This is a genomic window from Pandoraea bronchicola, assembly GCF_902459805.1.
Taxonomy (GTDB): Bacteria; Pseudomonadota; Gammaproteobacteria; order Burkholderiales; family Burkholderiaceae; genus Pandoraea; species Pandoraea bronchicola.
Genome location: NZ_CABPST010000012.1, coordinates 38,314 through 63,780, shown reverse-complemented (window position 1 = coordinate 63,780; position 25,467 = coordinate 38,314). Strand labels below are relative to the sequence as shown.

Here is a 25,467-nt window from a genome sequence, read left to right as displayed (position 1 = left end):
CATGCGCGACGACGCCTTGCGGCGGCCCGCGTACTGTCAAACGACGCCGGCCACCGCCTGGCGTCGGACCCGCGCCATCGCTGCTTCCCCGCTGTTTTCGCTGCCAGCCCGCTTCGAGCGGGCTGTGCTGCGTGCTGCCGTCACGTTCGCCCTCGGGTTCACGGCCAGCACCGCCACGCATGCCGCCGGCCAATATTGCCAGCACGCCACGTTCGAGGGGGCGTCCGCCGAGCGTGTGACGGTGTGCGTGCGCCGTCAGGCATTCGACAATGACGTCTACGTGTTGCGGCTCGGCGGCAAGACCGCTCTGCGCGCCACGGACGACGAAGTCGCCCACGGGGTGTTCGGCCGCTTCGGCAACCGGCTCGTGGCCATGCGCTGCGAAGCCGAGGAGTCGCCCGCGCGCGTGAGTCCGGCCGTGGCGCAGGCACTGTCCTGGCAGACCGGCATGCGCGTGCAACGCATTACCGACGCGCTCGGCAGCGTGGAAACCGGACGCCGGTGTACCGTCAAGATCGACGGTGCCGATGCGGGACGGCTGACGTTTGCTTTTAACTGATTTGCTTCGCACGATTTCTCATTCATCGCCATGTCCGTCGACCAAGTGATCCGCCCCGATGTGCTCGCCATGAGCACCTACCCCGTGCCCGATGCCAGCGGGTTCCTCAAGCTCGACGCGATGGAGAACCCGTACGGGTTGCCGGACACGCTGCGCAGCGAATTGGGGCAGCGGCTGGCCGACGTGGCGCTCAACCGCTACCCGGCGCCGCGTCCGCAAGCGCTGCTCGAGAAGCTCGCACGCACGATGGACGTGCCGGCCGGGTGCCGGTTGCTGCTGGGTAACGGGTCGGACGAGATCATCAGCATGATCGCGATGGCTACGGCGCGCCCGGGCGCGGCGGTGATCGCCCCGATGCCGGGCTTCGTCATGTACGAGATGTCGTCGCGTTTTGCGGGCGTCGAATTCGTTGGCGTGCCGCTGCGCCCCGACTTTTCGCTCGATATGCCGGCAATGCTGAACGCCATTGCGGCGCATCCCGGCGCGGTGGTCTATCTGGCCTATCCGAACAACCCGACGGGCAACCTGTTCGCCGATGACGATGTCGAGACGCTCGTGCGCGCCGCTGCCGGCGGGCTGGTGGTGATCGACGAGGCGTACCAGCCGTTTGCCGGCAAGACGTGGATGCCGCGTCTGCCGGAATTCCCGAATCTGCTGGTCATGCGCACCGTTTCGAAGCTCGGTCTGGCGGGGATCCGGCTGGGCTACGTGGCGGGCAGCGCGGACTGGCTGGACCAGCTCGACAAGGTGCGTCCGCCGTACAACGTGAACGTGCTCACGCAGGCGTGCGCCGAATTCATGCTCGATCACCTCGACGTGCTCGACGCGCAGGCAGCCGAATTGCGGGCCGAACGCACGCGGCTGGCCGCGTCAGTGGCGGCGCTGCCCGGCACGACGGTGTTCCCGAGCGACGCGAATTTCCTGCTCGTTCGGGTGCCCGATGCCGACAAAACCCACGCTGGCCTGCTGGCACACAAGGTGTTGATCAAAAACGTGGGTAAAATGCACGTATTGCTGGCCAATTGCCTGAGATTGACGGTCGGCACCCCCACGGAGAATGCCGCCATGGTTCAAGCCCTGGCCGCATCACTCTAACAAGCTATACGACGAGAACTCACCATCATGCGCATTGCGGAAGTCGTTCGCGATACCAGCGAAACGCAAATACGCGTCAAGATCGATCTGGACGGCACCGGCCGGAAGGCGCTCGATACCGGCGTGCCGTTTCTGGACCACATGCTCGACCAGATCGCGCGCCACGGGCTGATCGACATGGAAGTCGAAGCCAAAGGCGATACCTTCATCGACGATCACCATACGGTGGAAGACGTCGGTATCACGCTGGGCATGGCAGTCGCCAAGGCCATCGGCGAGCGCAAGGGTATCGTGCGCTACGGTCATAGCTACGTGCCGCTCGACGAAGCGCTCTCGCGCGTGGTGATCGATTTCTCGGGCCGTCCCGGTCTCGAATTCCATGTGCCGTTCACGCGTGCGCGCGTGGGCAATTTCGACGTCGACCTGACCATCGAATTTTTCCGTGGCTTCGTGAATCACGCGGGCGTCACGCTCCATATCGACAACCTGCGCGGTATCAACGCCCATCACCAGTGCGAAACGGTGTTCAAGGCGTTTGGCCGTGCGCTGCGCATGGCGGTCGAGATCGATCCGCGTGCCGCAGGTGTCGTGCCGTCTACGAAGGGAAGCCTGTAACGCGAGACTGACCGGCGCTGCCCGCCGGACTGGATAGCCCGCCGGTTCGCAAGACCGGCGCCCCCTGCGACGCATCATCGACCGGCCGGCCGCCGGCGCCGTGTGCCCCCTATGACGCTCGACGCCTTCAAGTTCTTCATCTCGCTGCTGGCCCTGATCAACCCGCTTGGGGCGATTCCGCTATTCATCAGCCTGACGTCTTCGCAGACGCGCGAAGAGAAGCGCCATACCATCGATGTTGCGGCGATTGCCGTGGCGTTGGTGGTCGCGGGTTCGGGACTGTTCGGCGAAGCGATCATCCGCTTCTTCGGTATTTCGATTGCGTCGCTTGAAGTTGGCGGTGGCGTCATCATGTTGCTCATGGCGGTCAACATGATCAACGCGCAGACGGGCAACACGCGGTCGACGGCGGAAGAGCGTCACGAGGCGGAGGAGCGGCCGAATATCGCCGTGGTGCCGCTGGCGATTCCGCTGCTCACCGGTCCGGGCACGATCAGTACCGTGATCATTTACTCGGGCCGCGCGCACGGCTGGGCGCAGATTCTGGCGCTCATGGCGATCGGCGTGGGCGTGGGCGCGGTGTGCTGGGTGGCGCTGCGTAGCGCCGGGCGCATCGAAGGCTGGCTTGGGCGCACGGGCATCAACATCGGCACGCGCCTGATGGGGTTGATCCTCTCGGCGCTGGCCGTGGAATTCATTATCGATGGTTTGAAAATACTGCTGCCGGGTTTGAGATGAATAAGATTGCGATTGTCGACTACGGAATGGGTAACCTGCGCTCGGTCTATCAGGCGCTGCGTGCGGCCGCGCCGGAAGCCGACGTGAGCATCAGCAGCGACGCCGCCGAGATTCGCGCCGCCGACCGCGTGGTGCTGCCGGGGCAGGGAGCCATGCGTGACTGCATGGGCTGCCTGAACGAGTCGGGTCTGCGTGAAGCGGTCGTCGAGGCCGCCGCGACCAAGCCGATGTTCGGCGTATGTGTGGGCGAGCAGATGCTGTTCGATATGTCGGACGAAGGCAACACGCCCGCGCTCGGCCTGCTGCCGGGCCGCGTGGTGCGCTTCGACCTCGAAGGCCAGGTGCAGGACGACGGTTCGCGCTTCAAGGTGCCGCAGATGGGCTGGAATCGCGTGCATCAGACGCGCAGCCACCCGATCTGGGCCGGCGTGCCCGACGACAGCTATTTTTACTTCGTGCACAGTTACTACGTTGTGCCTGCGAAGCCCGAACTGACGGCCGGCGAGACGGTCTACGGAGTGCCCTTTACCTGTGCAGTGGCCCAAGATAATATCTTCGCCACCCAGTTCCACCCGGAAAAGAGTGCTCAGGCTGGCCTTGCCCTTTATCGCAATTTTGCGCAGTGGAAGCCCTGATCGTGAACCGAGTGGTGCGTCTGCGCCCAGGTTCCTCTCGGAGCGTGCCCGCTGTCCCGGCTTATACTGTGTGTCATGTTGACGAATCCGATCCCGATGTGCCGGTGCCCGGCAAGGCAGGGGTCGGTTTTGTATTGCCCGCGTAATTTGCGAATTTCTTTTACTTCCCACTAGCGACGTTTCACGATTGCCTATGCTGCTCATCCCGGCCATCGACCTTAAAGACGGTCAATGTGTTCGCCTTAAACAGGGCGACATGGATCAAGCCACCGTATTCTCGGAGGACCCCGCCGCCATGGCTCGACATTGGGTCGAGCAAGGCGCTCGCCGCCTCCATCTGGTGGACTTGAATGGTGCATTCGTCGGCAAGCCGCGCAATGAAGCGGCGATCCGCGCCATCATTCAGGAAGTCGGCGCCGATATTCCCGTGCAACTGGGCGGCGGCATTCGTGACCTGAATACCATCGAACGCTACCTCGACGACGGCCTGTCGTACGTCATCATCGGAACGGCTGCGGTGAAGAACCCCGGCTTTCTGAAGGATGCGTGCACCGCGTTCGGCGGCCATATCATCGTCGGCCTCGATGCCAAGGACGGCAAGGTCGCCACGGACGGCTGGAGCAAGCTCACCGGCCACGAAGTCGTGGATCTGGCGCGCAAGTTCGAGGATTACGGCGTCGAGTCGATCATCTACACCGACATCGGCCGCGACGGCATGCTCCAGGGCATCAATATCGAGGCGACGGTGCGTCTCGCGCAAGCGGTGACCGTGCCGGTGATCGCCAGCGGCGGCCTGTCGAATCTGGGCGATATCGACGCGCTGTGTGAGGTCGAGCGCGAGGGCATCGAAGGCGTCATCTGCGGCCGCGCGATCTACTCGGGCGACCTGAATTTCTCGACGGCACAAGCGCGTGCCGACGAGCTTTCCGGAGGAGCGGCATAAGCGAGTCCACGGCTGCGGCCGCCTCGCCTGCCATCATCATGGCTCTCGCAAAACGCATCATCCCGTGTCTGGACGTGACGGCCGGCCGTGTGGTCAAGGGTGTCAATTTCGTCGAACTTCGCGACGCGGGCGACCCCGTCGAGATCGCCCGCCGCTATGACGAGCAGGGCGCCGACGAACTGACGTTCCTCGACATCACGGCGACCTCCGACGGGCGCGACCTCATCTTGCCGATCATCGAAGCGGTGGCCGCGCAGGTCTTCATCCCGCTGACCGTGGGCGGTGGCGTGCGCGAGGTAGCCGATGTGCGCCGCCTGCTCAACGCCGGTGCAGACAAGGTCAGCATGAACTCGTCTGCCGTGGCCAATCCGCAACTGGTGGCCGATGCGGCAGCCAAGTACGGCTCGCAGTGCATTGTGGTGGCGATCGACGCCAAGCGTGTCTCGGCCGACGGCGAAGCGCCGCGCTGGGAAGTCTTCACGCACGGTGGCCGCAAAGGCACCGGGCTGGACGCGGTGGCCTGGGCGAAGCAGATCGAAGCGCTTGGCGCGGGCGAAATTCTGCTCACCAGCATGGACCGTGACGGCACGAAGAGCGGCTTCGACCTGGCGCTCACGCGCGCCGTGTCAGACGCCGTCAGCATTCCCGTGATCGCCTCGGGCGGTGTGGGGTCGCTGGCCGATCTGGCCAACGGCGTGACCGAAGGCCATGCGGATGCCGTTCTCGCCGCGAGTATCTTCCATTACGGCGAGCACACCGTCGGCGAAGCGAAGCGCTTCATGGCCGACAAGGGCATTTCGGTGCGGCTCTGAACGGGAATCGACGGATCATGACGCAAGACTGGCTGGACAAGGTAAGTTGGGACGCGCAGGGCCTCGTGCCCGTCATCGCGCAGGAAGTCGGCAGCAACGACGTGTTGATGTTCGCCTGGATGAACCGCGAGGCGCTCGCACGCACGGTCGAGACCGGCGAAGCCGTCTACTATTCTCGCTCGCGCAAACGCCTGTGGCACAAGGGCGAGGAATCGGGTCATGTCCAGAAAGTGCACGAGATTCGTCTCGATTGCGACGAAGACGTGGTGCTGATCAAGGTCGAGCAGATCGACGGTATTGCCTGCCACACGGGCCGCCATTCCTGCTTCTTCCAGAAGTTCGAGGGCAGCGTCGATGACGGCCGGTGGGCCACCGTCGAACCGGTGCTCAAAGACCCCCACAAGATCTACAAGTGACCGCCATGAACGATACGCTCGAGCGTGTTGCCGAAGTGATCGCCTCACGCAAGGGGGGCGACCCCGACAAGTCGTACGTTGCCCGTCTGTTCCACAAGGGTGACGACGCGATTTGCAAGAAGATCGGCGAAGAAGCCACCGAAGTGGTGCTTGCGGCGAAGGACATTCGCATCGGCGGGGCCGACAACCTGCATCAAAAGCTCGTCAACGAGACGGCCGACCTGTGGTTTCACTGCATGGTGCTGCTCGCACATCACGGCCTGAGCCCGAACGAAGTGCTCGCCGAACTGGCGCGCCGCGAAGGGTTGTCGGGACTCGTCGAGAAGGCGCAGCGCGGTACGCGCGGCGAACACGCGGACTGACTTCCCCTTTGGCCGTCATGCCCGACCTGGTTCCTGTGGCGGGCAGGCTCACGCGAGAAAACGCCTCATGAACGATCCGCAGACCCCCGGCACGACGGGTTCTCCCGGCAGCACGGACAACCCGTACATCGCCAACATTCCCAGCGCACCGAGCGCCGAGCAGGAGCGGGCGTTGCGCAAGCTCACGCACGTGCTCTACGCGCTCTATGCGCTGTTCTGGCTCACCGGGGGCGTGACCGCCATCGTGGCGATCATCATCAACTACGTCAAACGCGACGACGTGACCGGCACGCTCTACGCCTCGCATTTCACCTGGCAGATCCGCACCTTCTGGTGGTCGGTGGCCTGGGGCGTGCTTGGCGTGGCGCTTGCCGTCGTGATGGTCGGCTTCGCGATTCTCTGGGTGCTGGGCATCTGGACGCTGTACCGAATCGTCAAGGGCTGGCTCTATCTGAACGACAACAAGCCGATGTACGCTGCGCGCACCTGAGCGCCTGCAGGCCGTGCTTCGACCCATTCGAGAATGCGAGAGGAAGACACACGCATGACGCACGATAACTGTATCTTCTGCAAGATTATTGCCGGGCAGATCCCGAGCGCGCAGGTCTATGCCGACGACGATGTCGTGGTGTTCAAGGACATCAATCCGGCCGCCGACCTGCATCTGTTGATGGTGCCGCGCAAGCACATTGCCACGCTGCAGGACTGCCGGCCCGAAGACCAGGCGCTGCTCGGCAAGATGATGCTGCTCGCACCGAAGCTGGCCGCCGAGCAGGGCTATCGTTTTGACGGCGATGCGTCGAATATTGAAGGCAACGGCTTCCGGGTCGTGATGAACACCGGCCCCGGGGGGGGACAAGAGGTTTATCATCTTCACATGCACATTCTGGCCGGACCGCGGCCTTGGAAGCGCATGTAAGCGATGGTGGCGGCAGATCGTGACGTGCTGCCGCGTTATGCTGCCATGTCGTGCAACTGTCCCGCATCGGGAAAGGTTTCACGAAACATTTATTTCTACCCGGCGTCCGGCCCGGTTACGATGCAGGACGTGACGCGCGATGTGCCACAATGGGGCATTGTCGCTGCGGGCACCGGGGCAAACACAGAGCGCCCCGACAAGACCCTGTCGCGCGAGGCGGCAGGCGTGGGGAAACGCAAGGAGAGTGGTCATGGGTTCGTTGAGTATTTGGCACTGGCTGATCGTGCTGGTGATCGTGATGATGGTTTTCGGCACCAAGAAGCTGCGTAACATGGGCAGCGATCTGGGCGGCGCGGTAAAGGGCTTCAAGGACGGCATGAAAGAGGGTGAGGCTGCCCCGGCCGCCAAGGATGACGCCGCTGCTGCCAAGGAACTGCGCGATTCGACCACCATCGACGTGCAGGCCAAGGACGCGAGCAATCACAAGCAAGGCTAAGCCGGCGTCGACATGATCGATCTCGGCCTTTCCAAACTGATGTTGATCGGCGTTGTCGCGCTGGTCGTGATCGGTCCCGAGCGCTTGCCGAAAGTGGCCCGCACGGCGGGCGCGCTCTTCGGCCGCGCGCAGCGCTACATCAACGATGTGAAGGCCGAGGTGAGCCGCGAGATGGAACTCGACGAGCTGCGCAACATGCGCACGCAGTTCGAGGACGCGGCCCGCAGCGCGCAAAATACCATTCAGAAGCAACTGCACGAGCAGGAAACGTCGCTCAACGACGCCTGGGCGAGTGCTACCGGAACGTCGAGCGGCGAAATTGCCGGTGGCGGCACGGACGCGGCGACCGGGTATTCCGACAGCTATCTCGCCGAACCGGTGGTAACGCCGGGGATTCGCGCGTCGACCAAGCGTCGCAACTGGCGCGTGCGCCGGGCAGCCACGCCGATGTGGTTCAAGCAGGCCAGCACCACGCGCACGCGGGTGCAGTCGGGGGCGGCACGCGTGGCGCGCCACACGCCGGCCAAGCTACGCCGGCCCGTCAAGTTCTTCTGAGGCGCTTGCGCACCGAACTTCCCGCCGTCTGGCACTGTGCTGCCGGCTTCATTCCTGGATAAGTCGACGTGAGCGACGACAAGCAAATCCCCGACGGGGGCACCGAAGAGACCTTCATCTCGCATCTGATCGAGCTGCGCAATCGCATTATTCGCGCGGGTGCGGCGGTGATCGTGGTGTTCCTCTCGCTGGTCTACTGGGCACCGGACATTTTCCGCCTGCTCTCCCGCCCGCTGATGCAATCGCTGCCGGCTGGCGGCAAGATGATCGTGACGGACATCACCGGCTCGTTCTTCGTGCCGATGAAGGTCACGATGCTGGTCGCGTTCGTCATTGCGCTGCCTGTCGTGCTGTATCAGGCATGGGCGTTCGTGGCGCCGGGGTTGTACCAGCACGAGAAGAAGCTGGTGATGCCGCTTGTGATCAGCAGCTACACGCTGTTTCTGCTCGGCATGGCGTTCGCGTACTTTCTGGTGTTCCCGACCGTGTTCCACTTCATGGCGCATTACAACGCACCATTGGGCGCGGAGATGAACACCGATATCGACAACTACGTCAGTTTTGTCCTCACGATGTTCCTATGCTTCGGCGTGACTTTCGAAGTGCCGGTGGTCGTGGTGGTGCTGGCGCGTATGGGCGTGGTGAGCATCGAGAAGCTCAAGCAGATCCGTCCGTATGTCGTGGTCGGCGCCTTCGTTCTGGCGGCCGTTGTCACGCCGCCGGATATCCTCTCGCAACTGATGCTGGCCATTCCGCTCATCATCCTCTATGAACTGGGCTTGATCGCCGCGAGGCTCTTCGTCAAACAGGGACGGCCGGAGGGTGAAGGAAGCGAAGGGAATGGCGAGGCGACGCCGTAAAGCCTCCTGAGCCGTCGCAGGGCATAGCACTCGCGACGCGCATGCAAGCACAAAAAAGCACGGGCCTGGCCCGTGCTTTTTTGTTGGCGACGGGCGTTGATGGGGGATCGGCCCCAAGGCCCCAAGGCCCCAAGGCCGCAAGGCCACAAGGTGCCAAGGTGCCAAGGTGCCAGATGCCAGATGCCAGATGCCAGGTGGGAGGTGGAAGGTGGGAGGTGGAAGGTGGGAGGTGGAAGGTGGGAGGTGGAAGGTGGGAGGTGGAAGGTGGAAGGTGGAAGGTGCGACGGCGCCGAGTGAGCGCGGATTGTCATCCGATCGGCACAAACGAAAACGGCCGCGCCGAAGCGCAGCCGTTTTGTCCTTCCGGGAAGTCTGACGCGGGTCAGTCGGCGCTGTTGTCGTCGCTGCCGTCGTCTTCTTCCTGCGCCGGCCGTTTGGGCGGCGGCGGGCGCTTGGCAATCATTACGGTGAGGTCCAGCTCCTTCTTTTTGCGCGTGACATGCAGCTTGGCCTGCGTGCCGGGCTTGATCTGGGCGATGACGTTGAGCAATTCGGTCGTGTCGCGAATCGACTCGTCATTCACCTTGGTCAGGATGTCGCCCGGCTGAACGCCCGCCTTATCGGCCGGTCCGCCCTGCACAACCCCTGCGATGATGACGCCCGAGTCCTGTTGCAGCCCGAAGGACTCGGCGATATCCGAGGTGATGTCCTGCGGCTCGACCCCGACCCAGCCACGCGTGACCGCGCCGGTGGTGATGATGCTCTCGAGTACCGAGCGGGCCGTCGACACGGGAATCGCGAAGCCGATGCCCATATTGCCGCCGCTGCGCGAGTAGATCGCCGTGTTGATGCCCAGCAGGTTGCCGTTCACGTCGACCAGTGCGCCGCCCGAGTTACCGGGGTTGATGGCGGCATCCGTCTGAATGAAGTTCTCGAACGTGCTGATGTCGAGGTGATTGCGGCCCAGCGCGCTGATGATGCCCATGGTGACCGTCTGGCCGACGCCGAACGGGTTGCCGATGGCGAGCACCACGTCGCCCACGCGCACTTGTTCCATGCGGCCGAGCGTGATGGCGGGCAGGTTGTCGAGCGTGATCTTGAGGACAGCCAGATCGGTCTCGGGATCGCTGCCGACCAGCTTGGCGCGGGCCTTGCGGCCATCGGCAAGGGCGACTTCGATCTCATCGGCGCCGTCCACCACGTGATGATTCGTGAGAATATAGCCCTCGCTGCTCACAATCACGCCCGAGCCGAGGCTCGACACCGGATCTTGACGCACCGTGCCGCCGCCGTCGCCGAAGAAATAGCGGAACAGCGGATCATCGAGGCGCGGATCGCGATTCTGCTTTTGCTCCTTGCTGGAAAAAATGCTGACGACCGCAGGCATGGCCTTTTGCGCGCCATCAGCATACGAGCCGGGGGCCGGCTTGTCCGCCAGACTCGGTGCGACTTCCTGCAAGGCAATGATCGGATTGGCCAGTTGCTTGCCGAACGAACCCTGGCGTTGCAGCCACTGAGGCTTGAGAGTGGCGATGATGAAGAGCAACGCAAGCAGCACGGTGACCGCTTGCGCGAACAGTAGCCAGAAGCGTCTGAGCATGAAAGAGCGAGGCCTTATATGAATCGTGTTGAACTCGAATTGTATCTGAACGATACCCTGCAAATCGCGCAATTTCGCGATTACTGCCCGAACGGCCTACAGGTCGAAGGGCGCAGCGACATCCGAAAAATTGCCAGCGGCGTGACCGCCAGTCTGGCCTTTCTCGAAGCAGCCCGCGATTGGGGCGCCGATGCCGTTCTCGTTCACCACGGATATTTCTGGAAGAACGAAGATGCCCGCATTACCGGGATGAAGCGTCGTCGTCTGGGCGTGTTGATCGGTAACGACATCAATCTGTTCGCCTACCACCTGCCGCTCGATGCGCATCCCGAATTGGGGAACAACGCGCAACTCGGCAAGTTGCTGGGTTTCACCGACGATGGCGGCCGTTTCGGTCCGGATCAACTCGGATGGCTCGGTGCCCCGGCGCAGCCCACGACGCTGGCTGCGCTTGCTGCGCACGTCGAGGCCCGGCTGGGGCGCGCACCTCTGATGCTGGGTGAGCCGAACCGGGAAGTGCGCCGGATCGCGTGGTGTACCGGCGGGGCGCAGGGCTTCTTCGAGGCGGCGATCGCGGCTGGGGCCGACGTCTATATCAGTGGCGAAGTGTCCGAGCCGACCCAGCATCTCGCGCTCGAAAGCGGGGCGGGATATCTGGCGGCGGGACATCACGCGACGGAGCGCGGTGGCGCGAAGGCCGTTGGCGAGCATGTCGCGGCGCGCTTCGGGCTCGAACATCGATTCTTCGACATGCCGAACCCGGCCTGACCCGGGCCGGCATCGGCAAGGGCGGCGTGCCGCCGCCCTGCGCGGCATTACCCGTTCTGCTTCTTGAGGCTGTCGCGGATTTCGCGCAGCAGAACGATGTCTTCCGGGGTGGCGGCCGGCGCTGCTGGGGCTTCCGGGGCCGGGCGCTTGAGCCGGTTGATCTGCTTGACCATCAGAAAGATGATGAAGGCCAGAATCAGGAAGTTGAGGGCGACGGTGATGAAGTTGCCGTAACCGAACACGGCCACGCCGGCCTTGGTCAGATCGGCGTAAGACGTCGGGTTGCCCTTGAAGTCCGGGGGGATGCTGCCGAGCAGGATGAACTTGCTCGAGAAGTCGAGGCCACCGAAGATCGCGCCGACGATCGGCATGATCAGGTCCTTGACGATCGAATCGACGATTTTGCCGAAGGCCCCGCCGATAATCACACCGACGGCCAGATCGATCACGTTGCCTTTGACGGCAAATTCCTTGAATTCCGACATGAAGCTCATGCCATTCCTCCGCTGTTTTGATGAGTGGCCGGGGGGAGCATCGCTGCGCCAGCCCTCACGAATTGGCATTGATTGACCGGTAACGACATGCGGGCCGCACGACTGCGGCATCGGTGACCTCGAGCAATGTCACGCGATTGCCACAGGCCGCGCACGATGTCACCGGGACGAGACAAGGAAAATGATGACTAAATGTCGTGCACGCGTCAACGAAAGCAGCGATGATAGCGGTTCTCGTGCAGCATCCCAGAAGCGAAACCCCGGGTGAGCGCCAGCCGCCCGCAGGGTACGTTAATCCTTTGAAAATACGCGAAAACCACTAGGAGACTGGGGCGTTTTGCCGTTGTTTCAGGCATTTACGCTCGCGTATGATTTCAGGTTGACGGAAATACCAATTCAACCGTGTGGGGCTTGTGATGAGTGACAATCAAGAAAAGGCCGTCGACAGTAGCCGCCGGAATCTGTTGATTGCGACGTCCGTAGCTGGAGGCGTGGGCGGCGTTGCAACACTGGTTCCTTTCGTCAGTTCCCTCGAACCCTCGGAGCGCGCCAAGGCAGGCGGGGCGCCGGTCGAGGCCGACATCAGCAATCTCAAGCCCGGTGAGAAGATGACCGTGGCGTGGCGTGGTCTGCCTGTGTGGATCGTGCGCCGCACGCCGGACGAGATGGCTTCGCTGTCCAAAGTGACGGCAGAGCTGGCTGATCCGGACTCCAAGGAAACGTTTTCCTACCCGATGCCCGACTATTGCAAGAACGCGTACCGCGCGCGTGCCGAGCATAAGGATCTGCTCGTGGTCGTCGGCATTTGCACCCACCTCGGTTGTATCCCTTCCGGCCCCTATCAGGCGAACACCAACGCCGCGCTGGGCCACGATCCGGGCTTCCTGTGCCCGTGCCATGGTTCCACCTACGATATGTCGGGCCGCGTCTTCAAGAACAAGCCGGCGCCAAAGAACCTCGACGTTCCTCGTTTCATGTTCGTGAACGACACCAAGCTCGTGATCGGTAAAGACGAAAAAGGAGAAGCGTAATCATGGCCGCCGACAAACAGGTCGACACGACGGGCTTGCTGGGCTGGATCGATCGCCGGTTTCCGCTCAGTCAGCTCTGGCGCGAGCATGCGTCCGAGTATTACGCGCCCAAGAATTTCAACTTCTGGTATTTCTTCGGATCGCTGGCCATGCTGGTGCTGGTGATTCAGATCCTCACCGGCATTTTCCTGGTGATGAACTACAAGCCCGACGCGAACCTCGCGTTCGCGTCGGTCGAGTACATCATGCGGGAGGTGCCGTGGGGCTGGCTCATTCGCTATATGCACTCGACGGGCGCGTCGATGTTCTTCGTCGTGGTGTATCTGCACATGTTCCGCGGGCTGCTGTACGGCTCGTATCGCAAGCCGCGCGAGCTGGTGTGGGTGTTCGGCTGCCTGATCTTCCTGTGCCTGATGGCCGAAGCCTTCATGGGCTATCTGCTTCCCTGGGGGCAGATGTCGTACTGGGGGGCACAGGTGATCGTGAACCTGTTCTCGGCGATCCCGTTCATCGGCCCGGACCTGTCGCTCTGGATTCGCGGCGATTACGTGGTGTCAGACGCCACGCTCAACCGCTTCTTCGCGTTCCACGTGATCGCCATCCCGCTGGTGCTCATCGGGCTGATCGTCGCGCACATCATCGCGCTGCACGAAGTCGGGTCGAACAACCCGGACGGCATCGAAATCAAGGACAAGAAAGACGCTAACGGCCGCCCGCTCGATGGCATTCCGTTCCATCCGTATTACACGGTGCACGACATCATGGGCGTTGGCGTGTTCCTGATGGTGTTCTCGGCGATTGTGTTTTTTGCGCCGACGATGGGCGGTTACTTCCTGGAGGCGAACAACTTCATCCCGTCCGATCCGCTCAAGACGCCGCCGCATATCGCCCCGGTATGGTATTTCACGCCGTTCTACTCGATGCTGCGCGCCACGACCGATGACTTCAAGCACGTGCTCATGGGGCTGGCGGTGATCGTTACGGCCATTTGGTGGATCAAGGGCAAGGCGGCGGCGACCACGAAGGTGGCAGCGTCTGGCGGTGTGGTGTTGCTGCTGCTGGCGATGTATCTGACCGAAGCCAAGTTTTGGGGGGTGGTGGTGATGGGGGGGGCGGTGGTGACGCTGTTCTTCCTGCCGTGGCTGGACCATAGCCCGGTGAAGTCGATTCGTTACCGTCCAGGATTCCACAAAGTGCTGTTGGGTATTCTCGTCGTCGTTTTTGCCGTGCTGGGGTATCTGGGGATCCAGGAGCCGACGCCCGTGAAGACCGCGATCTCGCAGGTCGGCGCGCTTTACTACTTCGGATTCTTCTGGCTGATGCCGCTCTGGAGCAAACGGGGCACGTTCAAGCCGGTGCCGGAGCGCGTGACTTTCGCGGCGCACTGAGCGTACGCAAACGACGACTAGGGATATCAAGATGAGAAAACTGTTGCTTATCCTGGCGCTCCTGAGTGGTTTCACGGCGCCGGCTTTTGCTGAAGAGGGTGTGGCGCTCGATACGGCGCCCAACCGGATCGACGATCTGGCCTCGCTGCAGCGCGGTGCGAAGCTGTTCGTGAACTACTGTCTGAACTGCCACTCGGCGGCGTCGATGCGGTATTCGCGCCTGAAAGATCTGGGATTGTCGGACACGGAGATCAAGAACAATCTGCTGTTCACGACCGACAAGATTGGCGAGACGATGACCGTGGCCATGCGCACGGCGGATGCCAAGGAGTGGTTCGGTTCGGCGCCTCCGGATCTGTCGGTTGAGGCACGTGCACGGGGTACGGACTGGCTGTACACCTACTTGCGTACGTTCTATCGGGACGACACCCGGCCGACGGGGTGGAACAATCTGGCGTTCCCGAATGTGGGCATGCCGAACCCGTTCTGGCAGTTGCAGGGGCAGCGTGGATTGAAGCATTGGGAGGGCGCGGAGCATGGTCCGGCGCAGTACGTGCAGATCACGCAAGGGACGATGAAACCGGTGGAATTCGATACTGCCGTGGCTGATCTGGTATCTTATCTGGATTGGATGTCAGAACCGGCGCAACGCACGCGCCGGCAGTTGGGTGTCTGGGTTTTGTTGTTCTTGGGACTCTTTACGGTACTTGCCTGGCGCCTGAATGCGGCCTATTGGAAGGACGTGAAGTAAAATAACGTCTGTACGACGGGGCCAGGGTTTGGGAAGCGTCGGTTTCCCGCCCCGGCCCCGTTGGTTTTTAAGGAAGACGCGCTATGATGGTTTTGTACTCGGGCACTACGTGCCCCTTCTCCCAGCGTTGCCGGCTGGTTCTGTTCGAAAAAGGCATGGATTTTGAAATCCGTGACGTCGACCTGTTCAACAAGCCGGAAGACATTGCGGTGATGAACCCGTACGGTCAGGTGCCGATTCTTGTCGAGCGCGACCTGATTTTGTACGAATCGAACATCATCAATGAGTACATTGACGAGCGATTCCCGCATCCGCAGTTGATGCCGGCTGATCCGGTGCAGCGTGCGCGTGCGCGCCTGTTCCTGTTCAATTTCGAGAAAGAGCTGTTTGTGCATGTCAGCTCGCTTGAGAACGAGAAGGGCAAGGCGGCTGAAAAGACGCACGAGAAGGCGCGTGGAGCGATTCGCGATCGTCTGACGCAGCTTGCGCCGATTTTTGTGAAGAACAAGTACATGCTGGGCGAAGAGTTCTCGATGCTCGACGTGGCGATTGCACCGCTGCTGTGGCGTTTGGATCACTACGGCATTGAATTGTCGAAGAATGCTGCGCCGTTGATGAAGTATGCCGAGCGGATTTTCAGCCGTCCGGCGTACATTGAAGCGCTGACGCCGTCTGAAAAGGTCATGCGTCGCTAATGCGTTGATTTGCCCGCTGGCGAAGCTGGCTTGCCAAGGGTGGTGAGCGGGTTTCGCGGCGGGATGAGTTGGTCATATGCCTGAAACGTCTACCAAGCCTTATCTTTTGCGCGCGCTGTACGAGTGGTGTACCGACAACGGGTACACACCGTATCTGGCCGTGCATGTCGATGCCAAGACGCGAGTTCCGCGCGAGTTTGTGAAAGATGGCGAGATCGTGCTGAACATCAGCTTCGACGCCACGAGCGGATTGCAGATGGGCAACGACTGGATTGAATTCAGCGCCCGCTTCGGCGGCATCTCACAGAAGGTGGAAGTGCAGGTGCCGAACGTGCTGGCGATTTATGCCCGCGAGAATGGTCAGGGGATGGCATTCCCGGTCGACAAGCAGGCGTCTGCGGAAGAGGGTACGGAGCTGGAAGCCGTGCCATCGGTGCAGGCGCCGGGCGACGACGATCCGGAACCGCCGCGACCGGGCGGCAATGCGCCGGCGGGCGGTAATGCCGGGCGTTCTCACCTCAAGGTGGTGAAGTAATTCCCGATAGCAGGTGAGCGGGGCGATACGTTTGAGTATTCCCTCAATTGCCTGCGTCGACGGACAATTTTTCACCTTCAGGTAGCCGCAGTAGCCAATGAATCGGTTACAATACGCGCCTTCGCCGGCTTAGCTCATCTGGTAGAGCAGTTGATTTGTAATCATCAGGTGGCGGGTTCGAGTCCTGCAGCCGGCACCAAATACCATTCCCAGGTTGTCCTGGGAAATCCAAAAACCCGTGATAGCATAAGGCTTCACGGGTTTTTTTATTCCAGTTCTGTCCAATGGTGCCCGTCTGAATCCGGGGGCATGTGGGGGCACCACCGGGGGAATCTCAGCAATCTCGCAAATGCCCCCGGGAAAAGTGCCCCCAAGCGCTATAAGGTAGGTGCCTTATGCCGTTGACTGACATCGCGATTCGCAAAGCCGCTCCCCGTGAAAAGCCGTACAGGCTTGCTGATGGCGGTGGCATGTACCTCGAAATCTCGCCGTCTGGCGGGAAATACTGGCGGCTCAAATACCGCTTCTTGGGTAAGGAAAAGCGTCTGGCTTTGGGCGTCTATCCGGATGTTCCGTTGGTCGCTGCCAGGGAAAAGCGCGAGGACGCTCGGAGGAAGCTTGCGGCTGGCGTCGATCCCGGAGAGTCGAAGAAGGCCGATAAGCGGGCCGCTCGTCTGGCAGCGACCAATACCTTCGAGGCAGTTGCGCTTGGCTGGATGGATGAGCTCAAGCCGTATGTGACGGCTGAGTCGATGGTGAAGACCAAGGCTCGCTTTGAGAAGGATGTTTTCCCTTGGATCGGCAAGCGACCGGTAGCGGAGATCGATGCCCCTGAAGTGCTGACGGTCCTTAAACGGATCGACAGCCGTGGTGCTCGTTTCACGGCTCACAAGGTCCGCGGAGAGATTAGTCGTGCGTTTCGCTATGGGATCAAGGAAGGTTACTGCAAGTTTGACCCGGCTCGTGATTTGGTCAATGCCATCCCACCGGCGCAGACGACGCACTTCGCTTCGATTACCGAACCGGCGAAGGTAGGCGCTATGCTTCGGGCATTCGATGGATTTTCCGGTACGTTTCCGGTCCTGTGCGCGCTCAAGCTAGCACCCATGTTATTTACTCGGCCAGGCGAGCTGCGCAAGGCCGAGTGGTCTCAGTTCGATCTTGATAAAGGCGAGTGGAAGTATCTTGTCACGAAGACCAAAACTGAGCATCTAGTTCCGCTCGCAACTCAGGCTGTTCAAATTCTGCGAGAACTCCAGGCGCTCACTGGCAATGGGCGTTACGTCTTTCCGGGGGCCCGTTCGGCTCAACGCCCGATGAGCGATGCGGCGATCAATGCCGCTCTGCGGCGCTTAGGCTACGACACCCGAACTGAAATTACCGGCCACGGTTTTCGGGCGATGGCGCGAACGATCCTGCACGAAGAATTGGAGCACAAGCCCGAAGTGATCGAGCATCAGCTTGCGCATGCGGTGCCCGACACGCTCGGCAAGGCTTACAACCGTACGAAGTTCATCAAGGAACGGCGAGCGATGATGCAGAAATGGGCTGATTATCTTGAAAGACTGAAAGCAGACGATGGGCCCCATCCGTGAAACGCATTGCAGCCAAGTGTGGAGACTGAACTCATCGATCGCACGCTTGCAGTGCATGCAAAAGGCCGCTCATCTGGCGGTACCCCGTTTCTCCCCGAGCCTTGTGCCGACTCGATGAGGCGGCGATTCGCCTGGGTTGTTTTCTGGTCGATCTGTTGTCTGCAGCGGCAGATGGTTTACTTGCGCCCTGTGCAGAAGGGCCTGCCGGGGTTTTGATATTTTGCACCGCCGGTGATTTCGAATTTACGATTTATGGTCCATCCGGACGCTATGATGGTCCCCCCGGGAGCTGGAAAAGCCACTAAATCGACGGACGACGTGAAGTACATCTTTCTGTTGCAAGGCGATTGCTCAAAGGTTCTCAGCCTAGGCTCGTATATGCGTGTCAGAGTCCGCTGCGGCTATCATGATCCTTCGCTTGTAATTCAACGTAAGGAATCATGGACAGAACGCTCGAACTTCGGGATTGCATCGATTTAACGCTCGACTCACTCGCTGAATGCCACGCAGAGCTAAAGAAATCCAAGCCCGGTGTGTCGTTTACGACGGACGTACTTATACCGATCAGGCAGCACGACGACGAGAAGGTCGTGGTGCCTCTGGAAATTGCGATTCAGTTTCTCTCTGACGCGGACAAACCGAACGGGGCCGCCGCAATGGCGAAGTCTCCGGTCACTCCTATCCTTGTTTCTGCAGCACTTTGCTTTCGATCTCTCAAAGCGGAAATTCGTGGCGATATTGAACTTGCATGGCGATACCTAGCTGATGCGAGATACTGGAGCGGAGTTGCCCATGCGGGCCGAGGCATTGACGTTGCTCATGACAAGACGGTAATGCTAGCGTCGTCAGAGGCGCGCAAGGAGAACGCAAAATCGGGAGCTCAAGCCAGAGAAAAAAAATATGAGGCGCTGCGCGAATATGCCTTTGAACTGGCAAGAAAGCCCCCGCCGGGAGGCTGGCGCTCCCGTAGCCACGCCGTCACTGTTATCACGCCACACGTACTTTCGCGTTCGGAATCCGACGGCCCGAAAATGAGAGGGGACGGGGTGCGCACGATCGATGAGTGGTTGAAGGCAATGCCTGATGCTTCGACCTGGTTCGCAAAAAAATAAAAGCACAGCGAACCGCTTCGAGATACCACTGCGTTAAGCGCAACGTTTTTCAGCTTGAACGAACCCCCGGCCTTCGAGGGTTCGCGTCCGATGCAACGATATGTTGCCCGTCTCCCGCGTTGTCTACTTCACTTCCCTCTGCGTGGAATCCACCTGCCCCCGTCAGTCATTGTTCGGCACGACGCATTTGACGTCGAACTCTCCCAACTCCTGACGCAGAAATCTTCTCCACGGTTTGCTAGCAAACTGGCTAGTCTGGCCTCACAAGGCTTTCTAAACTGCGCTCATCGACCTCAACCAAACCTAAGGAGAAATCGATGAATACCAGTACGAACTCGACCACGAATGTTCTGCGCCTCAATCGTCTGAAGGAAAAGACGGGAATATCTCGTAGCACCGTCTATAACAAGATCAATCCGAAGAGCAAGTACTACGACGACGCTTTCCCGAAGCCGATCCGCCTCGGACCGGGATCCGTCGGTTGGCTTGAAGCTGAGGTGAATGCGTGGTTGGCGTCTCGTGTTCTGGCGGCCCGCAGCTAACCCCAAAGAAACAGTCGAAGCGTGCGGATATCCGCTGTCTGCCGAAGTCCGGGTTCGTTATCTGTGACTGGAAAGTTAGTTCGATAGCGGCTGGAAAGTTAGTTCCGGTCCTTTATGCATCGGGGTTTTTCGCCGATTTCTTCGACCAGGGCTGCTCGATTCGATTATCAGGATTTGTCGGAGATAGCATCGCTCGCCGGTGCTAGCGGGTTGCGATTTTTCCCGGCATTTCCGTCTCCTTAATCCGGCATAACTCACCCAATTCACATGGTCGGCAAATCGCTATCGATGTGGGACTTTCGGGGGCACGAATGCCAGGGGCCACCGGGCATTCGTGCCGACGAGTGGCTGGATATAAGTGAGATCAATTATCAAAGAGAGTTCAAGCAATAGCATCAGCTATAGCAATGTGATCGATCAATGCCAAAAGAATCACAACCTGATGCCCTCAGCCGAGGGGCATGTTCCCCATGGCGAGTGACCTTCAAGGATCGAAAGGTGATTACAGACCGGGGATGGCAGTCGAATCGCAAAGCCGTCTCCCCAAAGCGATGCAACCAAACAATGCGTGACATCACGCACCTATTATCTGAACGAAAATGGAAGACAAGATTGCTTACGAAGAACTGACTGTCGAAGACGTTTGCCGAGAGGCCTTGGATGGAGAGTTCAATGGTGTCATTGGTGCATCTGGAAAGCCGTGGTTGGTCGGTGAATATCCGACTCGCCTTAACCACGCGGTTCGCTACATGGAACTCGTGCTCGATACAGACGACGTGCCGTACACGATCATCGTGGCGAATGGCAGAAAGCGAGCCGTGGCGGCATCCGAGCTCGCAAACTACACGGCCAAGTTCTACCGGTTCAACGATCTGAATGATCCCGACCTTGAATTCAGCCCGGATTTGGCGCTGCTCTTCGGCTGTTTGTGCAAGCACGAGATCAAGAATCTCGATGGCCGTCCTCTTCCCAGCAAGGAGGTAGGCAACAACATAATCCTCGGCGAAGTTGCGAACGATTTTGTCGCTTTGCTCCGCAGCGAAGCTCTCAAGCTCGACACTCGCACAAAGATGGAAGCCTGGAAGCGCAATCCGGATAAGAATCGCGATAGCCTGCGTGCCCTCGTCGAGGCTTTGTTCAAACGTAAGTCCCGTCTGCTGGTGGTTCGTGTTGACTTGCTGTACCGCAAGACCATCGTCCAGGAGGAGGACCTCGAGCAGATCAATGCGAGGTTCCGTGCGGCGGCCGCGAAAGCAGATACGAATTCATTCTGGGGGCTCGACATCAAACGCACTCCGGAGAATCCGGCTCGTATCGACGGCGTGACCGCTCGCAGCGATTTTAAGGCGTTCATGGGCCACATCGAACGCAATCCGGTCTTCGAGCACTTGGAAGGGTACGTTTGGAAGATGGAATGGTCTCGCTGGAGCGGCTTTCACTATCACTGTGTTTTTTTCTTTGATGGTGAAGACGTCCGAAATGACGTCTACCGTGCTATGCAGATTTGCAAGCACTGGGTGAAGGTGACTGACGGCCGTGGCTTCGCCCATAACTGCAATCAAGACCGCCGTAAGTACCGTGCCGATGGCATTGGTATGGTCAGCCGCAAGGACTCGCCTAAACGCATCGCACTCGACAAGGCGCTGTGCTACCTCGTCAAGCGTGACCAGTATGTTCGTGTGAAACCGACCGCGAAGTGTCGCGTGTTTCAGACAGCGGGTCGGAAACGCAAGAAGGCGCCAAAGGCAGCTAGCGTACGGCGTACGACCAAGAAGTCGACGACGTAAGTGCCTGTGCAGGCGCCGTGGCGGCTGTTCAGTGTTCTCGCGGCGGCGCTCGTCGCCGCGTTTTGGATTCCGATTACGTAAGGCAAGCGCTCACCGGGATTTTGGTGGGCGTCGTCAGGGGTGCGTACGGGATTCGTGACGATTTAATTGGGGTCTATGTGATGGCAATCGACGATGTGGGGGCGCGTCTTCAAACATACGGCGAGCGTGTGAAGGTTCGTCGCAATGAAGCGGATCAGATACGAGCAGCCTACGACCAGATACAAGCGCTTCGCAATGCAGGTTTCACGGTGAAGGCGATATGGGAGGATTTGCGTGCTGGTGGATTGGAAATGACGCATTCGGGATTCAAGTCGGCTTTGCGGCGGATTTCTTTGGATATGAGATCGATTCCCAGCGCAGTTCACGGAGACGCGTTTGAGCGGGGCTCGGTTGCGAAGAGGATTGCATCCAATCATTGAATCCATTTTCGGCTCAGACAAATACAACTGTCTCAACACGACCCTGAGCCGACCATCGATTCGACAACGATTGCAAGGCTGTTCTGAGAGGCGGGCGCCGATTGGCTTCGCTCAGAATCGTCTGAAGATGTCGATCCACGCTGTCGGACGCGCCTCAGCCAAGTTTCCCCTACGCGGCCCGTTGTCGCGCGCCGAGCTAACCGCCGTTTCTCAACAAACCGCAAAGGAGCGATAAAATGGCGCGTTGCGCGCTACATTGAGATCAACGCTCGGCCGAAAGGCTTTTAAAGCCATCGGCATGTGAAGCCCCCGCTCGGGATCGCATTTTTATGAAGCTCTCTGCATACACCATTTCAAAACTAGCCGATATCGTCTGCGGTGGTAATGGTTGGCCCTATCGCCGTGGGACGGATTTGGTGGATCTCTTCAATGAGTTTGGCTTCCGCGACGTCTACGAGTCTGGTTTCCCAAGTCGCTCCGCGTTTGCCAAGGAAAAGCTCACGGCCCTCGCTGGCAAACCAGCTATGTCCGATCTGCTCTGCGTGATCGTCGATCCGCGCCTGTGGTTCGATTTGAATCCACCGATCGACACACCGACTCACGATGACTGCGTCGCGAAGCTCAACGAGCTGCTCGCGTTCGATAAAGTGCAACTTGTGCGCGAGGGCCTTTGCTACAGAGTGCGGAGTCTCGACGGAACCTTGATTCCGGTCGAGTCGATCCCAGAGGATCTTCCGGCGGCGTCGGCCTCGTCGATCGACGCGCAGATTCAAAAATGCCGCGCGAAGATCGAGGCTGGCGACTACGACGGCGCGATCACGAACGCTCGCGCATTGCTCGAACATTTGCTCCTCGCGATAGAGGCGGAGCTCTCGATTGAGCCACCGCCCGCGTTCGACGGCGACTTGGGGCGGCTATTCAACCGCGTGCGCTCGCTGCTCAATCTTGACCCGAGCCGAAAAGATATTTCCGACGCGCTCCGGCAAGTGATCAGCGGCCTTGCCTCGATCATCCATGGCCTCGGGACGATGCGCAATAAGATGTCGGACAGCCATGGCACGAATTATAAGCCCGCGCGTCATCATGCCAAGCTCGCTGTCAACTGCGCTATGACGCTTGCGGACTTCCTGTTCGAGACGAAGGCGTATCAACAAGCCAAGGGCTTCATAGCGACATCCGCGATCCCGGCACCGGACGCGCCGTCTATTCGTGCCCTTCCGAACGCGGGCAAGGATTCCGAATGAGCGCCGGAGCTTTCGAGCAAAACCTAGCAGCGCTCAACCGATTGCGCGCCGAAGAGGCAGCCGCCAAAGGTGTATCGCCAATAGAAATGCTCGACGCGGTCAAACTGCTCAAAAAATACAACTATCAGCCGGAGCTCACCGCAAAAATTGAAGCGCGCCTCGACGCCTTGACTGAGGACGAGGCGCCCAATCGTCCGATGATCTACGAAATGATCCTCTGGAAGCTCTCGCGCTTCGTGTGGTTTGATGATGCCGTGCTACCGTTATTGCGCGACGCGCGTTCGATCCAGCCTCGCGAGCATCGCCAGGCTGAGCCGTTGCTGCGCGCGTTGCTCAACGCCAAAGGCGCTCGCTTGGCGATGACCTCGACGTTTCTTCGCTTCACCAATCCGAACACGTTTCAGATCATCGACGAGCGGGCAATTCGAATGGTATTGCCCGACGAGAAAATTCCTGCACCCTATGGCGAAACCCGCACCGAAGGCTATCTTGTGCGTTGCTGCGATATTTACTTCCGCTACCTCGACGCACTCCACGCGATTAGCGGTGAGTCGCTGCCTTTCTCGCACACCGATCGCGTGCTTTACCAACTCGATAAAGAGCTCGGCAATGGAGTAGGACAGAGCACTGATCAAATGACAAAGAATAGTTGGATCCGCAGCCGTTAGCGGTCATTCGTGAGTGGTGGTTAGACACGTGGAAAGAAAAAGATGTGACAGATGAACGGTAAGCGCCCGATCGGGTGCTTACCGTTATAGATGAACTACTTCATGTACTTGACGGTCACAGTGCCAGCGACCTTATTCTTCCCAATTTCATAGTCCGGATCGTAAGTGGCGAGATTGTGCGCAGCAATACCGATGGCCGCACCAACGCCCAGAATGGCTGCCGGGCTAAATATCGTTGCCAGCGAGGCGGAGCGATATTCCGTGTACACGCGGCATTTCAAATCGGATTTTTCGATTCTTCCTTCGATCATCTCGACGACTTTGCCGATGTCGGCGACGCCCACGACCTGAAATGAGGCGCGAGTGGAGATCAACTGGTTGAGCCTGCTGGTGTCGAGTTCGTCGGCTGCGAATTTTGGAATGTCGACGGACATGTCTGGATTTCTCCTGGGATACTTGGGATTGAACTTGAGGGGGACTGTATCGCTTGGTGATATCAATGGGGCAGTTTTCCTTGCTCACACCAGATTTTCCATTCACCCAGTTGGTCAACGGTGACGATCGCGTCGTCACCGTTTTCTTTGCGAAAGGCTGCGGTCCAACTGTCTACGCAGTTCGGCTTGCCGCCATTCGGTTGCGAGGGTTGGTCTGCAGGGATGTTTGCAACTGAGATCGAGGCGTGGCGGCATTCTGCATGCCACATTTCCCGTTGGTCCGGGGTCCATGAGGTGCTGGACGTTCGTTCATAGACACTGAGCTTACGTGCCAGGCAGTCGTTGACCGGTTCACTGTCGGGCATTACTTGTCCGTCGCGGTACTCGTTCTCGAAGACGAGCTTGCCGGAGTTGTCCCATCGCCGTGCAATGCCCTGCACCTTGCCGTCGACAAACTCGGCTCGACTGATCAGGCGACCAGTTTGCGGATCGAAGCCCTCTTGGGTGCCAACCTGTTTGCCGCCGGCGAACGTTGCCTTCATGATCACCTGATCACCGCTGGGCGCATATCGCGTGAGCGGGCCGTCCAACTGGCCATTGACATAGGTGGCTTCGAGAATTCGGCTTCCGGTATTTTCGTCAAATCCCTCTTCTGCCCCCGTTAGCACACCTTTGTCCCAATGGATGACGTGGATCCGCTTCTTGGTTGACGGGCTGAAGATCTCTTGCGTGCCATCAGGTTGCCCGTCCACGAACGCTACCTCGGAGATGATCTGCTTATTCCCTCCAGGAGCGTACGATGTAAGTTTGCCGTCGAGTTTTCCGCTCGAGAATTTCATCGTGATTAGCATATTTCCGCTATTCGCAGTGCTGCATGTTGCTGGTCCATCCAGCAGCCCGTCGCTAACCTCTGCATCACAGTAGACTCCGACGGTTTCGCGGGCACCATTGTAGAAGTAGGCCAGACTTGCCGCTCGAGCTGGATTCACTGCAAGTTGTGGCAGGGTCGTCCGTATCGCGTTTGAAAACTTTGCGAAGCTAGCGAGATTGTCCAAGATGGCGCCGTTGGGGACGTTTGTCAGTTTTCCGGAGAAGGGCTTGTTGGCACCCTCAGCGTAGACCTTACCGTTGACGATTAGCGCGTTCCGGAAATCGAGCTCCTGACCTGCGCAGGCGGCAAGCGCCAGCAGTGACAGGACTGAAATACGAGCTAAAAGCGTGCGATTAGTTTGTTTCATATTTTGATTTGGGCGCTGTTGGGCTCGCCCGTAGACGATTTAGAGCCAAGTCAATACCCTTGCTGGTGGCAACCGCCCGACACAAATGCATGGCCAGAGCAGTCTCAGCAAGCGGCGAC

The 25,467-nt window shown here is 59.7% G+C and carries 31 protein-coding genes, 1 tRNA gene and 1 pseudogene; 29 read left to right on the top strand and 4 right to left on the bottom strand.

Features of this window, described 5'->3' with window-relative positions; genetic code table 11:
• Position 1: 1 nt before the first annotated feature.
• The 14 genes from PBR20603_RS19285 to tatC all read left to right on the top strand — a co-directional run bounded on the left by PBR20603_RS19285 (position 2) and on the right by tatC (position 9,005).
• Positions 2-559: a hypothetical protein gene (locus tag PBR20603_RS19285; RefSeq protein ID WP_150561108.1), complete on the top strand. Its 558-nt coding sequence runs from the start codon at positions 2-4 to the stop codon at positions 557-559.
• Between the two features lie 30 nt (positions 560-589).
• Positions 590-1,654 carry a histidinol-phosphate transaminase gene (gene hisC, locus PBR20603_RS19280; protein WP_150561107.1) on the top strand — a complete coding sequence of 355 codons (1,065 nt, stop codon included), beginning with the start codon at positions 590-592 and terminating at the stop codon, positions 1,652-1,654.
• 27 nt (positions 1,655-1,681) lie between these two features.
• Positions 1,682-2,269, top strand: coding sequence for an imidazoleglycerol-phosphate dehydratase HisB (gene hisB, locus PBR20603_RS19275; RefSeq protein WP_150561106.1), 588 nt, complete (start codon positions 1,682-1,684; stop codon positions 2,267-2,269).
• A gap of 111 nt (positions 2,270-2,380) precedes the next feature.
• Positions 2,381-3,007, top strand: coding sequence for a MarC family protein (locus PBR20603_RS19270; protein ID WP_150561105.1), 627 nt, complete (start codon positions 2,381-2,383; stop codon positions 3,005-3,007).
• Positions 3,004-3,642 carry an imidazole glycerol phosphate synthase subunit HisH gene (hisH, locus tag PBR20603_RS19265; RefSeq protein ID WP_150561104.1) on the top strand — a complete coding sequence of 213 codons (639 nt, stop codon included), beginning with the start codon at positions 3,004-3,006 and terminating at the stop codon, positions 3,640-3,642. The genes PBR20603_RS19270 and hisH overlap by 4 nt, the downstream gene beginning before the upstream one ends.
• Before the next feature lie 193 nt (positions 3,643-3,835).
• The gene (hisA, locus tag PBR20603_RS19260; RefSeq protein ID WP_150561103.1) at positions 3,836-4,585 is read left to right on the top strand and encodes a 1-(5-phosphoribosyl)-5-[(5-phosphoribosylamino)methylideneamino]imidazole-4-carboxamide isomerase; all 750 of its coding nucleotides are present in this window, start codon (positions 3,836-3,838) and stop codon (positions 4,583-4,585) included.
• A 38-nt stretch (positions 4,586-4,623) separates the two neighbouring features.
• Positions 4,624-5,397 (top strand): imidazole glycerol phosphate synthase subunit HisF, encoded by a 774-nt coding sequence (hisF, locus tag PBR20603_RS19255; protein ID WP_150561102.1) that lies wholly within the window; start codon positions 4,624-4,626, stop codon positions 5,395-5,397.
• Between the two features lie 17 nt (positions 5,398-5,414).
• Positions 5,415-5,813: a phosphoribosyl-AMP cyclohydrolase gene (gene hisI, locus PBR20603_RS19250; protein WP_150561101.1), complete on the top strand. Its 399-nt coding sequence runs from the start codon at positions 5,415-5,417 to the stop codon at positions 5,811-5,813.
• A gap of 5 nt (positions 5,814-5,818) precedes the next feature.
• Positions 5,819-6,175 carry a phosphoribosyl-ATP diphosphatase gene (locus tag PBR20603_RS19245; RefSeq protein ID WP_150561100.1) on the top strand — a complete coding sequence of 119 codons (357 nt, stop codon included), beginning with the start codon at positions 5,819-5,821 and terminating at the stop codon, positions 6,173-6,175.
• A gap of 67 nt (positions 6,176-6,242) precedes the next feature.
• Positions 6,243-6,665: a DUF4870 family protein gene (locus PBR20603_RS19240; protein WP_246174847.1), complete on the top strand. Its 423-nt coding sequence runs from the start codon at positions 6,243-6,245 to the stop codon at positions 6,663-6,665.
• 54 nt (positions 6,666-6,719) lie between these two features.
• Positions 6,720-7,094, top strand: coding sequence for a histidine triad nucleotide-binding protein (locus PBR20603_RS19235; protein WP_150561099.1), 375 nt, complete (start codon positions 6,720-6,722; stop codon positions 7,092-7,094).
• A 250-nt stretch (positions 7,095-7,344) separates the two neighbouring features.
• Positions 7,345-7,590 carry a Sec-independent protein translocase subunit TatA gene (gene tatA, locus PBR20603_RS19230; RefSeq protein ID WP_150561098.1) on the top strand — a complete coding sequence of 82 codons (246 nt, stop codon included), beginning with the start codon at positions 7,345-7,347 and terminating at the stop codon, positions 7,588-7,590.
• Between the two features lie 12 nt (positions 7,591-7,602).
• Complete coding sequence (tatB, locus tag PBR20603_RS19225; RefSeq protein WP_150561097.1) at positions 7,603-8,145, top strand: Sec-independent protein translocase protein TatB; 543 nt, start codon at positions 7,603-7,605, stop codon at positions 8,143-8,145.
• A gap of 68 nt (positions 8,146-8,213) precedes the next feature.
• On the top strand, positions 8,214-9,005 hold the full coding sequence (tatC, locus tag PBR20603_RS19220) for a twin-arginine translocase subunit TatC (RefSeq protein WP_150561096.1): 792 nt from the start codon (positions 8,214-8,216) through the stop codon (positions 9,003-9,005).
• Positions 9,006-9,387: 382 nt separating this feature from the next.
• On the opposite strand, the gene PBR20603_RS19215 is transcribed toward tatC, so the two are convergent.
• Positions 9,388-10,605 (bottom strand): Do family serine endopeptidase, encoded by a 1,218-nt coding sequence (locus PBR20603_RS19215; protein WP_150561095.1) that lies wholly within the window; start codon positions 10,603-10,605, stop codon positions 9,388-9,390.
• An 18-nt stretch (positions 10,606-10,623) separates the two neighbouring features.
• On the opposite strand from PBR20603_RS19215, the gene PBR20603_RS19210 reads away from it, so the two are divergent.
• The gene (locus PBR20603_RS19210) at positions 10,624-11,373 is read left to right on the top strand and encodes a Nif3-like dinuclear metal center hexameric protein (RefSeq protein ID WP_150561094.1); all 750 of its coding nucleotides are present in this window, start codon (positions 10,624-10,626) and stop codon (positions 11,371-11,373) included.
• Between the two features lie 47 nt (positions 11,374-11,420).
• On the opposite strand, the gene mscL is transcribed toward PBR20603_RS19210, so the two are convergent.
• Positions 11,421-11,867 (bottom strand): large conductance mechanosensitive channel protein MscL, encoded by a 447-nt coding sequence (gene mscL, locus PBR20603_RS19205; protein WP_150561093.1) that lies wholly within the window; start codon positions 11,865-11,867, stop codon positions 11,421-11,423.
• 416 nt (positions 11,868-12,283) lie between these two features.
• Here mscL and petA point away from each other — a divergent pair, with 416 nt between their 5' ends.
• The 14 genes and pseudogenes from petA (at position 12,284) to PBR20603_RS19140 (ending at position 23,676) form a co-directional block, all read left to right on the top strand.
• The gene (gene petA, locus PBR20603_RS19200; protein WP_150561092.1) at positions 12,284-12,898 is read left to right on the top strand and encodes a ubiquinol-cytochrome c reductase iron-sulfur subunit; all 615 of its coding nucleotides are present in this window, start codon (positions 12,284-12,286) and stop codon (positions 12,896-12,898) included.
• Positions 12,899-13,047: 149 nt separating this feature from the next.
• Positions 13,048-14,142 (top strand): annotated as a pseudogene (locus tag PBR20603_RS19195) (cytochrome b); the annotation flags it as partial.
• Positions 14,082-14,321 (top strand): Bbp19 family protein, encoded by a 240-nt coding sequence (locus tag PBR20603_RS24660; RefSeq protein WP_484549332.1) that lies wholly within the window; start codon positions 14,082-14,084, stop codon positions 14,319-14,321. The pseudogene PBR20603_RS19195 and the gene PBR20603_RS24660, both read left to right, overlap by 61 nt.
• Entirely contained in the window at positions 14,318-15,037 is a 720-nt protein-coding gene (locus PBR20603_RS19190) for a cytochrome c1 (RefSeq protein ID WP_150561090.1), read from the top strand. The genes PBR20603_RS24660 and PBR20603_RS19190 overlap by 4 nt, the downstream gene beginning before the upstream one ends.
• 83 nt (positions 15,038-15,120) lie before the next feature.
• Positions 15,121-15,732, top strand: a complete 612-nt coding sequence (locus PBR20603_RS19185) for a glutathione S-transferase N-terminal domain-containing protein (RefSeq protein WP_010808196.1) — start codon at positions 15,121-15,123, stop codon at positions 15,730-15,732.
• Between the two features lie 76 nt (positions 15,733-15,808).
• Positions 15,809-16,267 (top strand): ClpXP protease specificity-enhancing factor, encoded by a 459-nt coding sequence (locus tag PBR20603_RS19180; protein WP_150561089.1) that lies wholly within the window; start codon positions 15,809-15,811, stop codon positions 16,265-16,267.
• Positions 16,268-16,390: 123 nt separating this feature from the next.
• Positions 16,391-16,466, top strand: a tRNA-Thr gene (locus PBR20603_RS19175).
• 196 nt (positions 16,467-16,662) lie between these two features.
• Positions 16,663-17,862, top strand: coding sequence for a tyrosine-type recombinase/integrase (locus PBR20603_RS19170; protein ID WP_150561088.1), 1,200 nt, complete (start codon positions 16,663-16,665; stop codon positions 17,860-17,862).
• A 440-nt stretch (positions 17,863-18,302) separates the two neighbouring features.
• Complete coding sequence (locus PBR20603_RS19165; protein ID WP_150561087.1) at positions 18,303-18,974, top strand: hypothetical protein; 672 nt, start codon at positions 18,303-18,305, stop codon at positions 18,972-18,974.
• Positions 18,975-19,291: 317 nt separating this feature from the next.
• Positions 19,292-19,516 carry a helix-turn-helix transcriptional regulator gene (locus PBR20603_RS19160; RefSeq protein WP_150561086.1) on the top strand — a complete coding sequence of 75 codons (225 nt, stop codon included), beginning with the start codon at positions 19,292-19,294 and terminating at the stop codon, positions 19,514-19,516.
• Positions 19,517-20,115: 599 nt separating this feature from the next.
• Entirely contained in the window at positions 20,116-21,303 is a 1,188-nt protein-coding gene (locus tag PBR20603_RS19155; protein WP_150561085.1) for a YagK/YfjJ domain-containing protein, read from the top strand.
• Between the two features lie 161 nt (positions 21,304-21,464).
• Positions 21,465-21,764, top strand: coding sequence for a hypothetical protein (locus PBR20603_RS19150; RefSeq protein WP_150561084.1), 300 nt, complete (start codon positions 21,465-21,467; stop codon positions 21,762-21,764).
• Positions 21,765-22,093: 329 nt separating this feature from the next.
• Positions 22,094-23,008 (top strand): abortive infection family protein, encoded by a 915-nt coding sequence (locus tag PBR20603_RS19145; protein ID WP_150561083.1) that lies wholly within the window; start codon positions 22,094-22,096, stop codon positions 23,006-23,008.
• Positions 23,005-23,676, top strand: coding sequence for a hypothetical protein (locus tag PBR20603_RS19140; protein WP_150561082.1), 672 nt, complete (start codon positions 23,005-23,007; stop codon positions 23,674-23,676). The genes PBR20603_RS19145 and PBR20603_RS19140 overlap by 4 nt, the downstream gene beginning before the upstream one ends.
• A 95-nt stretch (positions 23,677-23,771) precedes the next feature.
• Here the strand turns inward: PBR20603_RS19140 and PBR20603_RS19135 are convergent, their stop codons facing one another.
• Both PBR20603_RS19135 and PBR20603_RS19130 read right to left on the bottom strand, forming a co-directional pair.
• Positions 23,772-24,110, bottom strand: a complete 339-nt coding sequence (locus PBR20603_RS19135; protein WP_150561081.1) for a hypothetical protein — start codon at positions 24,108-24,110, stop codon at positions 23,772-23,774.
• Positions 24,111-24,172: 62 nt separating this feature from the next.
• A complete protein-coding gene (locus PBR20603_RS19130) occupies positions 24,173-25,348 on the bottom strand; it encodes a toxin-antitoxin system YwqK family antitoxin (protein WP_150561080.1) in 1,176 nt (391 codons plus the stop codon).
• Between the last annotated feature and the right edge of the window lie 119 nt (positions 25,349-25,467).

Coding starts and splice junctions, on each gene's coding strand:
- PBR20603_RS19285 (WP_150561108.1), top strand. CDS start 2: ATGCGCGACGACGCCTTGCGGCGGCCCGCGTACTGTCAAACGACGCCG.
- hisC (WP_150561107.1), top strand. CDS start 590: ATGTCCGTCGACCAAGTGATCCGCCCCGATGTGCTCGCCATGAGCACC.
- hisB (WP_150561106.1), top strand. CDS start 1,682: ATGCGCATTGCGGAAGTCGTTCGCGATACCAGCGAAACGCAAATACGC.
- PBR20603_RS19270 (WP_150561105.1), top strand. CDS start 2,381: ATGACGCTCGACGCCTTCAAGTTCTTCATCTCGCTGCTGGCCCTGATC.
- hisH (WP_150561104.1), top strand. CDS start 3,004: ATGAATAAGATTGCGATTGTCGACTACGGAATGGGTAACCTGCGCTCG.
- hisA (WP_150561103.1), top strand. CDS start 3,836: ATGCTGCTCATCCCGGCCATCGACCTTAAAGACGGTCAATGTGTTCGC.
- hisF (WP_150561102.1), top strand. CDS start 4,624: ATGGCTCTCGCAAAACGCATCATCCCGTGTCTGGACGTGACGGCCGGC.
- hisI (WP_150561101.1), top strand. CDS start 5,415: ATGACGCAAGACTGGCTGGACAAGGTAAGTTGGGACGCGCAGGGCCTC.
- PBR20603_RS19245 (WP_150561100.1), top strand. CDS start 5,819: ATGAACGATACGCTCGAGCGTGTTGCCGAAGTGATCGCCTCACGCAAG.
- PBR20603_RS19240 (WP_246174847.1), top strand. CDS start 6,243: ATGAACGATCCGCAGACCCCCGGCACGACGGGTTCTCCCGGCAGCACG.
- PBR20603_RS19235 (WP_150561099.1), top strand. CDS start 6,720: ATGACGCACGATAACTGTATCTTCTGCAAGATTATTGCCGGGCAGATC.
- tatA (WP_150561098.1), top strand. CDS start 7,345: ATGGGTTCGTTGAGTATTTGGCACTGGCTGATCGTGCTGGTGATCGTG.
- tatB (WP_150561097.1), top strand. CDS start 7,603: ATGATCGATCTCGGCCTTTCCAAACTGATGTTGATCGGCGTTGTCGCG.
- PBR20603_RS19215 (WP_150561095.1), bottom strand. CDS start 10,605: ATGCTCAGACGCTTCTGGCTACTGTTCGCGCAAGCGGTCACCGTGCTG.
- PBR20603_RS19210 (WP_150561094.1), top strand. CDS start 10,624: ATGAATCGTGTTGAACTCGAATTGTATCTGAACGATACCCTGCAAATC.
- mscL (WP_150561093.1), bottom strand. CDS start 11,867: ATGAGCTTCATGTCGGAATTCAAGGAATTTGCCGTCAAAGGCAACGTG.
- petA (WP_150561092.1), top strand. CDS start 12,284: ATGAGTGACAATCAAGAAAAGGCCGTCGACAGTAGCCGCCGGAATCTG.
- PBR20603_RS19190 (WP_150561090.1), top strand. CDS start 14,318: ATGAGAAAACTGTTGCTTATCCTGGCGCTCCTGAGTGGTTTCACGGCG.
- PBR20603_RS19185 (WP_010808196.1), top strand. CDS start 15,121: ATGATGGTTTTGTACTCGGGCACTACGTGCCCCTTCTCCCAGCGTTGC.
- PBR20603_RS19180 (WP_150561089.1), top strand. CDS start 15,809: ATGCCTGAAACGTCTACCAAGCCTTATCTTTTGCGCGCGCTGTACGAG.
- PBR20603_RS19170 (WP_150561088.1), top strand. CDS start 16,663: ATGCCGTTGACTGACATCGCGATTCGCAAAGCCGCTCCCCGTGAAAAG.
- PBR20603_RS19165 (WP_150561087.1), top strand. CDS start 18,303: ATGGACAGAACGCTCGAACTTCGGGATTGCATCGATTTAACGCTCGAC.
- PBR20603_RS19160 (WP_150561086.1), top strand. CDS start 19,292: ATGAATACCAGTACGAACTCGACCACGAATGTTCTGCGCCTCAATCGT.
- PBR20603_RS19155 (WP_150561085.1), top strand. CDS start 20,116: ATGGAAGACAAGATTGCTTACGAAGAACTGACTGTCGAAGACGTTTGC.
- PBR20603_RS19150 (WP_150561084.1), top strand. CDS start 21,465: ATGGCAATCGACGATGTGGGGGCGCGTCTTCAAACATACGGCGAGCGT.
- PBR20603_RS19145 (WP_150561083.1), top strand. CDS start 22,094: ATGAAGCTCTCTGCATACACCATTTCAAAACTAGCCGATATCGTCTGC.
- PBR20603_RS19140 (WP_150561082.1), top strand. CDS start 23,005: ATGAGCGCCGGAGCTTTCGAGCAAAACCTAGCAGCGCTCAACCGATTG.
- PBR20603_RS19135 (WP_150561081.1), bottom strand. CDS start 24,110: ATGTCCGTCGACATTCCAAAATTCGCAGCCGACGAACTCGACACCAGC.
- PBR20603_RS19130 (WP_150561080.1), bottom strand. CDS start 25,348: ATGAAACAAACTAATCGCACGCTTTTAGCTCGTATTTCAGTCCTGTCA.